The sequence below is a fragment of the Microvirga sp. BF8 genome, from assembly GCF_059888585.1.
This window is the reverse complement of sequence record NZ_CM187619.1, coordinates 3,791,997-3,805,775: the sequence shown is the minus strand read 5'-3', so window position 1 is coordinate 3,805,775 and position 13,779 is coordinate 3,791,997. Positions and strand designations below refer to the sequence as shown.

Below are 13,779 nucleotides of genomic sequence, written 5' to 3'. Positions count from 1 at the left end.
GTGGACGAGAGGGCTCCACTCGCGCAAGGAGATTCCAGGGGCGGGATACTTCCAGAGACGGTCCATGGGGAGAGCCATTCTGTACCACCTCTCTGTACCAGGAGAGTGTTACGGATCCTAGCTGCGCTTGGATCTGAGGCTGGGACCAGGCTTCTGGAGGGAAATGGCGGAGAGGGGGTCCGCCTGCAAACAGTTCGATACCGTCCGATACAGTCCGAAATCCCTGAGAGATATTAGCAATTTAGGCGCTGGAGGCTGTTCGAAGCTGTTCATTCTGTCCTGTACAATCCGGTAACGTTTGTGGGCTGGATTGTGGGGCGTAGGTTGAAGCGGGCAGGGCGGCATCCAGACAAGGCGCTTTCGGCAGTCCGTGTTCGGCAGCTGAGCAAGCCGGGCCGATACGCCGATGGCAATGGTCTTTATCTTGTCGTTGAGCCCACCGGGGCCAAGCGCTGGATCCTCCGCACCGTCGTTCGCGGCAGAAGGCGCGATATCGGTCTTGGAGGGCTTGCACTGGTCACTCTCGCTGACGCACGTGAGAAGGCCGTGGCATATCGGAAAATGGCTCGTGAGGGTTGCGATCCCCTGGCCGAGCGCAAGGCACAGGCTCGAATCCCGACGTTCGCCGAGGCCGCCGAGCTTGTCTATGCCGAATACAAGGCCAGCTGGAAGAACTCTAAGCATGCGGCCCAGTGGATCAACACCCTGAAGCAATATGCTTCCCGGAGCTCGGCCCGCGGCGCATGCAGATGTCGGATTGATTTAACGCTGGGTCACGCTCTGCCGTCGAAATAGGCGGGATGGGAGCGGCCCCCGGCAGGGACGCGGACGTCCCGCCGGACCCGCTTCCAGTGCAGCATCAGCATGTCCCTGACGTAGCTCAAACGTCCGCACTTTAGCGGCGAGCAGACCTGTACACGGCAGCGATTAAGGGCCGAGTTTGACCCGATCCGGACCTTTCAGTGGGAAAGACAGCAATAAGGCTCACCCATCTGCCCGAACGCCTGTGCCGAACATCTGGTCAGCACACCCCGTGGGTAATCCGCAATCACAGCATGGTCGACATCCTGCTGGATCATGCGAGGTATGAACGCCGCGAAGCCCATGGCCACCATGTCTCGTCGCGCACAATGTGGTAAGCTTGAGCCTCAGCCGACGAAGACCGGGTGCCTGACCGTTGAGCGCCTGGACTGGAGGCGGGATGGGCTCCACGCGACCCGCTCTCACGCAGCTCGCCCTCGGGGCGCTCGTGTGCCTGGTAGGCACCGTCGCATCCGTTCGTGCCGACATCATGGGCAGCGCCCCCATCACCGGAGACGAAGGGACCTTCGGCGGCGCGGGTTCCGGGACCGTGGACTCGGTCACAGGCACGGCCACCGCCTCCTATCCCTTCGCGCTTCCGCCCGGCCGCGGCGGCGTGCAGCCCAGTCTCGGACTCCATTACGTCCACACGCGTGGGCCGGACGTGGCCGGCGAGGGATGGTCGTTGGGCCTCCCCGCGATCGAGTTGCGCGGCATCGCAGGCCGTCCCCCGCGCTTCGATGGGTCCGATCACTACGAACTCTCCGGCGCGCAGTTGGCGGAGATCTGCACGGTGGTGGCGCCAGCCATCTCCACGTCGGACGATTGCCGCACGGACCGGAACCCGTCCTGGGCCGATGGATGGGTGCTTTACAGGTTCCAGGTCGAGCGCACCTCGACAAAGGTGCTCAGGTCGGCAGACGCCCTCACTTGGCGGGTGCTTCAACCAGATGGGGGTTTCACGGAATTCGGCGTGCCGCCCCAGACCGCCGATCACCGCGCCCTCGATGTGGATCGCCGATCCCAGTGGGCCGTGCGCTGGAACATCGTCGGCCAGTCCGACGCGGCGGCCGGCACGCGCAACGTCGTCCGCTACGTCTGGAAGCACAAGCTCCCGGGCGAGGACCAGGACCGCGGCCGCTTGGAGGACGTCTACTATACCGCCCCAACCGCGGGCAGCCTGACCAGCACCGACGAGTACGCGCATCACATCCACCTGAACTACGATGAGCGGCGAATCCCGTTGCAGGTGCAGCCGCCGATGGCCCTGCGGGCGCCCGACGCCCGCCTGAGGCGGATCGCGATCGCCAGCCGCGACCGGGACGTGAACGAGCCTCGTCAGAGGGTGCGCGTCTACGAGCTCCTCTACCACACCGAGCACATGAAGATGCGCGGACGCCCCTTTCTGGCAGGCATCAAGCTCTGGGGTCGATGCGGCACACGGGTGCACGAGCAGCCGATCGGGGATGACCGGGATGTTTGGCAGCTCCCCCAGGACAACACCGCGTGCGCCGACCTGCCCCCCACGACGTTCGACTACACAGAGGAGGCGCATTTCAGGGACTATCCGCCCTACCAGGACGGCATCCTTCTCGGCGGCTTCCGGCAACAGGAGCTGCGCCTGCCGTGGACTTGCCCCCATCCCAGTCATCAACCCCTCCTCGGGGCGGAGGATGTCGCGCTCATCGACATCAACCGTGATGGGCTCGCCGACATCGTGCAGTCGCACTACACCGGGAACCCCATCTTCCTGAACAAGCCCCAGAACGGTGTCAGCGGTGACAGAGACATGAGCTGTGCCGCGCTGGGCCTCAACCAGGATTCCCCCTTCGCGCCGGTGAAGGGACTGACGGCGTTCGGGTACTGGGGCGAGCACTGGCCGCTTACGTTCCTGCGGCGCAAAGGGGGGCCGGCAGCCTACGACGACGGCTTCCCGAAGGAGTTCCGGCGGATCGTGCCGGACCAGCCGGTCGGCGGTACCCCGCAATGGAAGATAACCGGACCGACCGCGCCCAGTGCGCCCACGCTGCCGTCCAAGCTGCCTCCGCCCCATCTGCTCGGCGACCTTGACAGCGACGGACTCGTCGATGCCATTCATCTCGTCACGAGCCAGATAGGTAAACCCATCAAAACGGAGGCCACGCTCTCGCTGCGGAACGTGGATGGAACCGTCGCGGCCTTCTCGAAAAAGGTGGACAGCAATCTCGCCCTGGGCGTGGGGGACGCCTCCTCGTCGCAGTGGCCCGCGCCGCGGTACGCCGCCCTGGCGGACATGAACGGCGACGGGCTGCTCGATTACGTCACCACGCACGACCCAGCGGCCGATCCGGGCGACTTCGTCTACCTGCCGGGCCGCGGCGACGGGACGTTCGGATGCGAGGATATTCCGGACACCGGCTGCGAGGACGCAACGGCCCCGCCCGGCCGGAATCCCGTAACGGGGACGGCCCTGAAGCAGGTCCGCCTGAAAGGCTTCGCCGGGGACCCCATCCTCCCCAGACTGTACCAGAACGGGGCCAATGACATCTTCTTCCACGACGTCAACGGGGATGGCCGCGCCGACTTGGTCTCGTTCATCTCGGCCAGCTCCGGGACCGCGATCGACGTCTTCCTCAACCTCGACGGCCGGACGTTGCGCCACGCCCGCCTGGATCTCTATCCCGACAACCCGCAGTTCGTGCAGCCCATTCGGCGGCTGCTGTTCGCCGACATGAACGGCAACGGCGTCGACGACATCGTGCTGATCAACAGCGTGCCCCACCCGTCCGCCAGCAAGGCGTACTTCTTCGACCTCGAGGGGTTCGACTTCGCCGAAGGCCAAGGCGTCACCCGGCCAGGCCTGCGGGGCGGGCCGGCCCCGGGGCTCCTCCGGCGGATCAACCATGGCGGTGGCGCCACCACCGAGTACTGGTACGACACGGTCGCGAGCCTTGAGGCCGGAGCGGCGGGCGCCGCTCCGGTGTGGCCCAAGGATCCAAACGATCCTGACACGGGCGACTGGCGTTACCACTCGCCGATGCCTCTGCGGGTGGTAACCCGCATCACGACCCAGTCGAACGCGCCCAGCCCCTACGATACCTGGAGCCAGACCACGTTCGCCTACCGCGAGCCGGTCTTCGACACCTGGAGGGGGCGCTTCCGGGGATTCCGCCGGGTCCGCAGCACCGTCGACATCGACTCCGTCGACACCAAGTTCCTCTTCGGCGGCTGCCTCGCCCCGGACGGGTGGGAGCCCGCGCTTCCCCAGACGCCGCGGAGCCGGCCGTGCGCGAACCCGGAGACCGACAAGGGCGACGCCTTGCAGGGCCTGCCGATCCAGGTCGAGCACCTCAACCCCGTCAAGTATGCCTCGACCACGCGCTACACCTACCGGGCCGATGATCGCTCCGTCACGGCCACCCCGCAGGTGTTCACCTATGCGCAGGAGGTCAACACCTTCCTCTATGACACGGCGGCGTTTGTCCCAGCGCCAAAACCATTGCCGATCAACGTCGTCGACCATGGCCCGCGGCTCCCGCCGACCTCGGACACCGTCCTGCTGCGCGCGGAGCCGGTGCGCCTCAGGCAGCGGCAGTCGTACGACGGCGAGCGAAACCTCACCGATGTGTGGGATGACGGGCGCGTCGTCCTGACCACCTCAGTCCCGGTCGATCGCCCGATCCTCAGCCATGTCGACTGGCAGTTCGTGGCGGGTGCCGGGGTCCATCGCCCCTCGAAGCAGCGCACGGCCTATGACGGTACAGGCCAGGTCGTTTCGCTCGTACCCGACGGACCCGCACGGGAGGTCCAGTTCACGTTCGATCCCGCGGGCCGCCTGAGGAAGGTCGAGGCACCACTGTCCGGAGCGCTGCCCCTGGAGCGCTGGCACGAGTCCGGCTCGGCGACCCCGATCGCGCCGGAGCCGGCCAGCGCCGCCACCAACGGCGTGACCCACACGCTCCTCACCCTCGACTACGACCCGTATGGAAATGTCACTGAAAGCCAGGGGGCCGACGGGCAGTGCGAGCGCATCGCGTATTCGCAACCGTACATGGATCTGCCGCAGTCACGCACGCGGTTCGTCAGCGGCTGCGGGGCGATGCAGGACGCCCTGGTGACGATGCTCGACTATGACCGCGGGCTCGGTGCGCTCACGTCCGTGACGAGTCCAAGCCTGTCGCGGTCGATCTTCCGGTACGACCTGCTCGGCCGCGTCTCCGGGGTCGAGGGACCCGACCCGTCCACCCCGCAGGCGACCCTGCCGGAGGTCAGTTATGAATATGAGGCGGTTCCCAAGGGTCCGGTCCATTGGGTCAAGGTCACCCGTCAGTCGGCGGACGCCGGCAACCGGGAAAGCTGGCACTACGCGAACAGCCTCGGGCAGCCGATTGTGACGCTCACACAGGCAGATCCAGGGGCCGGCGACGCCGGCCCCTGGATCGCCGATCCCGGACCCACGCGCGATCTACTCGGCAGGCCTGATCATTGGTTCCGGCCCTGGTTCTACAACGGAGCGCCCGGCGCCTTCCCCGTGGGCACGATCGGGGCGCCTGCGGCCCTGGTGGCATCGTACGAGCTCGGTCGATTGGGAGCCATCAGCCGCGGCAACATGGGGGAGGTTCTGCTGCGGCGCGACCACCACGGACTGACGGTGGACGTCTGGGATGCCGAGAACGTGAAGACCGGGAGTCCCCACGCGGGCGCCTTCGCCCGGCTCGAGAGCGATGGTCATGGCCGCATCATCCGCAGCACAAAGGAGGGAAACGCCCCCGCCGACACGCGCTTCGAACACCTGCCGACCGGGGAGGTTGTCGCGCTGGAGCGGCGCTTCGCCGAGGCCGGTCCGATGCAGGTTACGGCCATCCGGCGCTACCTGCGCTGGAGCCGCTTCGACTCGCTCGGACGGATGGTCGAGAACGCGGAGCCGAACACGACGTCAGCTTTTACGGACGACCCGGCCGACACGGTCGCCGTCGGGACCATGCGGGCATGGCGCTATGCCTACGATAAGAGCGGCCGCCTGGTCGGAACGCGGGACGCGCGGGGGTGCGGCAAGAACCTGGTCTACGATCGTGCGGGCCGGCTGCTCTACGAGGATTACAGCCCCTGCCAAACCTCCCATGAGTCCTACACCGCCCCAAACCCCGCCACCGGCGACGGCACGGAAGTCTTCAACATCTACGATGCGAAGCAGTTGCCCGACCAGCCCTATGACCTCGCTTCCAAGGGACGTCTGGTCGCCGTGCAGGATCGCGGCAGCGAGATGCGGTTCGCCTTCGACGGCCGCGGCCGCGCGGCTGCCGCGACCCGCCGCATGGCGAAGCCCGGTGCGTCCTCGCCGTTGCTGGCGAGCCGCTACGCCGCCCACCTATATGCGATCCGGACGGCTTTCGACGGCTTCGATCGGAGCACGAAGCAATCCACGGGCGCGGACGCCCCCGAGCTGCTGGTGAACGGCGTCAGCGAGTTCCAGCCCCACTACTCGGCCCGCGGCTTGGTCACGAAGATCGAGAGCTCGTACGGGCCGCTGCTGACCGAGGCCCGCGCGGACGCGGACGGATTCGTCACGCGCCTGCGCTTCGGTGATGTCGCCGGCACGCTGGCCGAGATGACCCCGGACGTGTACCGCCGCCTCGAGACCTACAAGCTCTCCCGGACGGCGGGACCCTGGGCAGCCGGGGGTAGCTACGTTCCGCCGGGCGATGGCTCGACGCTCCAGGCGGAGCTCGTGAACCAGAAGTTCCATTACGACCTTGCCGGCAACATCACCCAGGTCGAGGACCTGCGCGATCCGCAGTTCTGGCCGGCGGGCGCTAAGCCGACGGAGTTGGGCGACATCAAGCGTGACGCACAGTACCGCGTCACGCAGACGATCGCGTCCCATGGCAACGATGCGTTCGTCTCCCCCTTCAACTCCGAGATCGCGGTCGGAAGCACCCTTCCGGTTCCGCAGCTAGCGCTGCCATCTCGCCCCGGTACCCTGAGCTATACCTACGACGGCTTCGGCAACCTCCTCGGGAACAGCGAGCTGCCGCAGGCGATCTACGACCGGGGACTGAGCAACGTGACGGTCGGGCATGCCTCGGGCAAGCCCAACCAGCTCGTCACGGCGGCCAACGGAGGGGGCGAGATCGCGGCCTTCCACGACGCCGCCGGCAACCTCGTCGCCCTCGATCTCGAACGGACGGCACCATGCCTCGGGCCAGGTCAGGGGTGCTCGCAGCGGTTCCTCTACGACTGGGACGAGGTGAACCAGCTCGCGCGCGTGCAGCGCTGGGACTATGCGTCCCTCCTGGGCATGCCGCGATATCCCAACCCGCCCGCCGGATCCATGGCGGCCGGGACGCGCAATGCCTACTCACGGGGCGAACGCGTTATCAGGACCGTGAGTTCGGCGGCGGGCGACCGCCACGTGGTTGACGTCTTCGGCTCGTTGCGGCTCGACCGAACCACGTATGACGCGGTCACGAACGATTACGATGGCTCGGCCGAACATCAGCATGTGTACCTGGCAGGCTTCGGCAAGGTCGTGCATGCCGCGGGACTGCCCCAGGCTTCATCCGACCGCCACGTCTTCTTCCTGTTCAACGATCATCTCGGATCCACGAGCGCCGTGGTCGACAAGGATACCAGCGAACTCGTCGAGTACCGTGGCTACCAGCCCTATGGCGCGACCGACTACGACTACCGCCCAGCGCGATGGCAGTCCCATCGCGAGGACATCCACTTCACCGGAAAGGAGGAGGATGTCGCGACTGGGCTGATCTACTTCGGCGCACGGCACTACAGCCCCCACCTCCAGCGCTTTGTCAGCGCCGATCCGCTGACGGTCCACGGCTGGGGCGGCGACGCGAACCCTTATGCCTATGTCGGCGGGCGAGTCGTCGACAGGGTCGATCCTCTCGGTCTCGACGGCGGATGCCTCGGGCCCGAGCTTTGTCCTGCCCCCTCCGGCCCCGATGGCGCGGGTGGTGGGGACATCATCCAGATCCCGATCGACATTGGCGGCGACGACCGCGGCGGCGGTGGAGGTGGAGGTGGAGGCAGTGTCTGGAGCGGCCTTGCGCCACCCTTCCAACCTCCACCTCCACCGCCGCAGGCGGCTCCGCCGGGCTCGTACACTGAGGGAGTTGCGCCTTATAACCCTGGCTCCGACATGGGCGTTCTCCAACACTGGGTTTGGGGCGGGTCCGGGACATTCCACGACGTCGTAACGTCCGATCGGGTTTTGAAGGGAGTTCAGAACTACTACACGGCCGTTACGGCCATTGCCGCCACCACGGCGGTGATCCTGGGCACGCGCGGCGCGATCCTCAGGGCAATGCCCCAGGGGGGGGCATTGTTTGCCAGGTCGGGCCCTGCGGCAGCGTCACTGGGCGCGGCAGTTCTTTCGCAAAACCCCGGCGCGATCGAGGCGCTGAAAGAGGAAACTGAGGAGATCGGGCCACAGTTGGCCGCCGAAGCACAAGCGATGGCTTCGCGCCTGAGTTTCTTCCAAAGCATGCTTCACCGCGCTCAGGCTTATGGTGGGCAGACTCTCGCCAATCTCCGGACCACACGGTTCGACATCATCGGAGGTGGCACGAGGGATATCTCTCCCGCCATACGCAATGCCATGCTGTCGAACGAACTCGAAGTGGCCGCAAAACTGCCTGGAGCGCATGCCGAACGGACCACGCTCTACGTGGCCAATATCCTGAACCAGCTCTTCCCAGGAATGGCTTTGCCAAGGATCATGGTGGCCACAAGCAACTTCTGCACGACAAAGGACTGTCAGTCGCTGATCATCCAGACCGGGGGCATCATTGTGACCCCGCGCATAGCCGTTTGGCCGCAATACCTCTTCTTGGGGAAATAAGGGGGCACGCTTGGGCCGCCGCTGTCGGTGTCCTCACTTAGGTGGGTGGCTGTCACGAAATGTTCGCACTTGTCCGGGGTCGGGACAGTTCGGCGGGCACAGCATCACCAAGGGTTGGTTGCCAGAGGTCGCCGACCATTGCCAGCAGCCGCGACGATGGCCGGCGTCACGCCGCGGGTCGCTCTGCTGTCGCATTCGAGCCTCGGCAGCGCCCCAGACGGCCTCGGCCGTGACGATGCGGGAAGCCCTGAAGCCGATCCAGGGCCAAGCCCCGGATCTTGGGGTCGAGGGTGAAATGCACGGGGATGCGGCCCTCAACAAGGGTGTTCTTGATCACATGTTCCCCAACTCGCGCCTGACCGGGGCAGAAAACCTGCTGGTGATGCCGAACCTGGATGCAGCCAACATCACCTTCAACTTTCTCAAGGCCGTTACGGGGCAGGGAGTCGCGGTCGGGCCTGTTCTGCTTGGGGCCAAGCGTCCAGTGCATATCCTGACGCCGACGAGTACGGTCCGGCGGATTACAAACATGACGGCGCCGACGTCGGTTGAGGCCGCTATCGCTGAGTAGTCCTTGGAGCAATGGAACTCATACCAATGCCAAAGGGCGAACGTGGCGTTATGGCACAAGGCAGACGAAAGCCGAACTTCCGTAGCCATAGGGTAAGCTGACCTTCATAAGGCCACGCCCACCGGCTCAGTTTGACCCTAACCGGACCTTCGTTACCAAGCCCAATGTTCCCTGGGCTCGGAACCGCCGCAACCATTCCCAGGATGGGCATTAGCGCGCTACCCCATACTCCCCGCTGAAGCCAACGAGATGCTGGTGCAGTCGGTCGATCACGATCGTCCGCGTGCTCGTGCGGCGCTCGATCAGCCCGATCCGCCGATAGACCTGCGGGTTTCCGAACGGGGCGGATACGACCTCCCCAAGGGCCTCCTTCAGGGCGCTGTAAGGTGCGACCGAGACACCGAGGCCGTGGACCACGCAGGCGACGACCGCGGTCATGGTGTCGATCTCCGCGATTGGGTTCGTAGCGATGCCGCTTCTTGCCATCTCGGTATCGATCAACTGGGCAAGGCGGAACCTGCTGTTGAACCTCACGTACGGGAGCGCCGAGAGCATTTCCGCCGCAGGCATCTGCAGCGTGCCCGGTGGGGCGATCACGAACAAGGGTTCATTGATGAAGGGACTCCATCTCAGCGCCGGGGGAACCCCGGAGTGCTCGGCCACCATTGCCAAATCAAGCCGTCCCGACACGACGTCGTTCAGGAGTTCGTCGCTGTTGGCGACATGGAGCTTGCTCTTGAGTTCGGGGTAGTCCGCCTTCAATGCGACGAGCGCCCGAGGCAGTAGTGACAATGCACTGGACCGGACGGATCCGATCGTGAACGTTCCGGTGATCGCCTTGCCGGAGATGGCGTCGATTACGTCGTCAGCGGATCGCACAAGGTTGTGCGCGGCTTCCAGCATTTGGAGGCCATGACTGTTGAGCGTCATGGGCCTAGTGGAGCGATCGAACAGTTCAGCCCGAACCTCACTCTCCAAGGCCTGGATCTGCTGGCTGACAGCAGATGGAGTCAGTCCGATGGCATGGGCTGCCTTGGCAAGCGTTCCATGCTCCGCAATTGCGATGAATGTCTTCAATTGACGGATATCCACTTGGCCGACCTAAAACATCTTCAGAAAATCTGGATATGATTGTCAGAATTATTTGCTTTTTTCAAGGAGGTCTCATGCTACGAATCTTCGCCAACAAAACACCGAAGGAAAAGCTTCGGGGCTGGGGAGGATGTGACCCAAGGTGCGATAGCCTCGCTCCGCGTCCTCGCTCGTCCCGATCGAGAGGAGCGCATGGTCAGCCGCAACATCCTGGTCACTGGCCCCGCCATCAATGAGCAGGCCGTCAAGCTCATAGCCGACAACGGCTACAGCGTCGCTTATGTCCCTCCCTATACGAACGAGGACGATCTGGTCCGGATTGTCGCCGATGTCGACCCGGTCGGGGTCGTTGTCCGGATGGGGCGCTTTGGTGCGTCCGCGATCGATGCGGCCCCTTCGTTGCGCGTCCTCTCCAAGCACGGTGTCGGAGTCGACAACATCGACGTCGATGCCGCGACCCGTCGTGAAATCCCTGTTGTCGTAGCAGCAGGTGCCAACGCCCGCTCGGTCGCTGAGCACGCCATTGCCCTCATGCTGACGACAGTCAAGCGCATCGTGCCACTCGACGACAGCCTGCGCGCCGGCCGATGGGAGAAGGCCGGATTTGCGGGCATCGAGGTCAATGGCATGACAATGGGCCTGGTCGGCTTCGGCGCCATCGCGAGGCATACGGCAGTGTATGCGAAAGCCCTTGGAATCCATGTCCGCGCCTTCGACCCCTTTGCCGATGGCGCCGTCTTCGCCGAAGCCGGCGTCACCCGGGACGTTGCCATCGAGGATCTTCTCGCCGCGTCCGACATCGTCAGTCTGCACTGCCCCCTGACCCCGCAGACGCGCAACCTCCTCGACGACAGGGCGATCGGCCTGATGAAACCCGGATCCTATGTCGTCAACACCGCCCGCGGCGGCCTGATCGACGAGGACGCCTTGGTCATGGCCATCGACAGCGGACACATCGCGGGTGCCGGCCTCGACACCTTCGCGACCGAGCCTCCCGCCCAGGATCACCCCTTCTGGGGCCGGCAGCAGATCGTCGTGACCCCGCACATCGGCGGCGTGACCAAGCAGGCCAACGCCCGGGTCGGGGTTGATGCAGTCGAGGGGATCCTGGCCGTCATCCAGGGCCGCGACCCGGGTCGGGAGAGGATCGTGAACTATCGCGCTCTCGCGAAGGCATCGACCTGAGCCATCGGTGCATCGGACTTGCAGTGGCGGAAATCTGAGAGGAGAAGGTATTGAGCATAGGATTTAGGGTCCGGAACCGGGAACGCGCGGTCGACCTGGAATGGGTCGAGAAGTTCAAGGAATTGCCCGTTGCCAACGTCAGCGACAGCATGCACCGGATGAGCGCCGCGGGAGCGCAACTCCGCCCGATGCACCGCGAGGGCAAGCTCGCCGGCCGCGCACTGACCGTGAAGGCGCCGCCTGGCGATAACCTGATGCTGCACAAGGCCATCGATATGGCCGAGCAGGGCGATGTCATCGTCGTGGATGCGGGTGGGGACGTCACCAATTCCCTCATGGGTGAGATGATGCTCGACTACGCCCGCAGGCGCGGGGTTGTCGGCTTTGTCCTGAACGGTGCCATTCGCGACGCCGATGCCTTCCTGGAAATGAATGTTCCGGCGTACGCGGTTGGGGTGACGCACCGCGGCCCGTACAAGAACGGTCCCGGCGAGGTGAATTGCCCGATCGCCATCGGCAGCATGGTCGTCATGCCGGGCGACCTGGTCCTCGGGGATGCCGACGGCGTGGTCGTCGTGCCAATCGATGACGTCGCGGACGTCTATGAGAAGACCGTGGCCAAGCATGCCGCCGAGAACAAGCAGATGGACGCCATCAACGCAGGGACGCACAAGCCGACCTGGTTCAACGAAACGCTCGTCAAACTGGGCTGCGAATTGCCGGCATAAGGCTGTCCCGGCACTCGCTATGCACGGGCGAGCGCCGGGGAAGGTCAAGTCACCGTCGCTCACGCGATGGAATCCAAATGATTTCGGAGGTGAACTCCGAAACGCTTGAGCGGTCACGGTGACCGTTGTCCATGGGAGGAACGAATGAAGCAACTGATCTCGACTACCGCACTTGTCACGTCGATGCTGATCGGCATCGGAACCGCTCATGCCGAATGGCCGAACGACCGGCCGATCGAAATGATCGTCGCCTTCGCGCCGGGGGGCGGCACGGACGTGATGAACCGGACGCTTGCGCCTTACATCGAGAAGGAACTCGGTGCGAAGATCACCATCCTGAACCGGCCCGGTGCATCCGGTGAGATCGCGTATACTGCACTTACGCAAGCCAAGCCTGATGGCTATACGTTGTCCTCTCTCAACACGCCGGGCTACCTGACGATGCAGATGGACCGGAAGGTCCGTTTCGACCCCAAGAAAGTCTGCCTGGTCGCCCGCATCGTCGAGGATCCCGGCGCGTTCATCGTGCAGGCGAACTCCCCGTTCAACTCGCTCAAAGACTTGGTCGCCTACGCCAAGGCCAACCCCGGTAAAGTGACCATTGGCACGACCGGCCTCGGAACGGACGAGCACCTCGCCCTGCTGCAACTGGAAAAATCCGCTGGCATCGATCTGACCCCGGTCACCTTCAACGGTGCGAATGAGGCGAGGACGGCGCTGCTCGGTGGGCACATCATGGCAACGGGAATCAACGTCGGTGAATTCCAAGGTGGTGAGAAGGCCGCGTTCAAGGCCCTCGGCCAGTTCGCCGATCAGCGCGCCGTCATCGCACCCGACCTGCCGACGGCCAAGGAGCAGGGCTTTGACGTCATCATGAGTTCGGAGCGCGGCATCGCCATGGGATGCGAGGTTCCCGAGGCGATCAGGACGAAGTACTCGGATGCCGTCAGGAAGGCTCTCGACAATCCTGAGTTCCAGGCCCAGGCCAAACAGCAGTCTCTTGCACTCTCCTATCGGTCGTCGGAAGAGTGGGGCAAGGAACTCCCGGCAAGGGCGGAGCGTCTCGGCGAAATCTGGAAGTTGGTCAAGGAACAGAAATAATGGCAGGTCCACGCAGGGCTGGCAGCACCGGCGATCGGCCGGACCTCCTGACGGCCATCCTGTTCGTGGGTTTTGGCGCGCTCGGCCTCTGGGCCGGGCGCGACCTGACCATGGGCACTGCCGCCGCGATGGGGCCGGGCTACCTGCCGAGGATCGTCTGCTGGCTCCTGATCGTCGTGGGGCTGACCGTCGGCGGGATGGGACTCTTCCGGGCCCGCGAGGACATCACGATCCCAAACCTCCGTCCTCTTGCCATCATCCTGCTCTCGGTCGTGGGCTTTGCGTTTATTGCCGAGTACTTCGGCTTCGTAGCCGCCTCGGTCTGGCTGCTCCTGGTCGGGAGCCTCGCGGACCGCGAGTCCAGATGGCGCGAGGTGATTCTGCTTACGGTCGGACTGACCGCCTTCGGCGCCCTGGTCTTCATCGTCGGTCTTGGCGTCCAGATGCCGATCTGGCCCTTCTGA

At 64.8% G+C, this 13,779-nt stretch carries 8 protein-coding genes; 7 read left to right on the top strand and 1 reads right to left on the bottom strand.

From position 1 onward, the window contains the following. Positions 1-324: 324 nt before the first annotated feature. The 3 genes from AC522E_RS18015 to AC522E_RS18005 all read left to right on the top strand — a co-directional run bounded on the left by AC522E_RS18015 (position 325) and on the right by AC522E_RS18005 (position 9,209). Positions 325-795, top strand: a complete 471-nt coding sequence (locus tag AC522E_RS18015; RefSeq protein ID WP_500747604.1) for an Arm DNA-binding domain-containing protein — start codon at positions 325-327, stop codon at positions 793-795. Between the two features lie 406 nt (positions 796-1,201). Next, positions 1,202-8,638 (top strand): RHS repeat-associated core domain-containing protein, encoded by a 7,437-nt coding sequence (locus AC522E_RS18010; RefSeq protein ID WP_500747603.1) that lies wholly within the window; start codon positions 1,202-1,204, stop codon positions 8,636-8,638. Between the two features lie 229 nt (positions 8,639-8,867). Continuing rightward, positions 8,868-9,209 (top strand): phosphate acyltransferase, encoded by a 342-nt coding sequence (locus AC522E_RS18005; RefSeq protein WP_500747602.1) that lies wholly within the window; start codon positions 8,868-8,870, stop codon positions 9,207-9,209. 210 nt (positions 9,210-9,419) lie between these two features. Here the strand turns inward: AC522E_RS18005 and AC522E_RS18000 are convergent, their stop codons facing one another. Further along, positions 9,420-10,286 (bottom strand): LysR family transcriptional regulator, encoded by an 867-nt coding sequence (locus AC522E_RS18000; RefSeq protein ID WP_500747601.1) that lies wholly within the window; start codon positions 10,284-10,286, stop codon positions 9,420-9,422. A gap of 207 nt (positions 10,287-10,493) precedes the next feature. On the opposite strand from AC522E_RS18000, the gene AC522E_RS17995 reads away from it, so the two are divergent. The 4 genes from AC522E_RS17995 (at position 10,494) to AC522E_RS17980 (ending at position 13,779) form a co-directional block, all read left to right on the top strand. After that, a complete protein-coding gene (locus tag AC522E_RS17995) occupies positions 10,494-11,486 on the top strand; it encodes a hydroxyacid dehydrogenase (protein WP_500747600.1) in 993 nt (330 codons plus the stop codon). A 50-nt stretch (positions 11,487-11,536) separates the two neighbouring features. Next, positions 11,537-12,214 carry an RraA family protein gene (locus AC522E_RS17990; protein WP_500747599.1) on the top strand — a complete coding sequence of 226 codons (678 nt, stop codon included), beginning with the start codon at positions 11,537-11,539 and terminating at the stop codon, positions 12,212-12,214. 144 nt (positions 12,215-12,358) lie between these two features. Continuing rightward, positions 12,359-13,315 carry a tripartite tricarboxylate transporter substrate binding protein gene (locus AC522E_RS17985; protein ID WP_500747598.1) on the top strand — a complete coding sequence of 319 codons (957 nt, stop codon included), beginning with the start codon at positions 12,359-12,361 and terminating at the stop codon, positions 13,313-13,315. Further along, entirely contained in the window at positions 13,315-13,779 is a 465-nt protein-coding gene (locus AC522E_RS17980) for a tripartite tricarboxylate transporter TctB family protein (RefSeq protein ID WP_500747597.1), read from the top strand. Before AC522E_RS17985 ends, AC522E_RS17980 begins: the two co-directional genes overlap by 1 nt.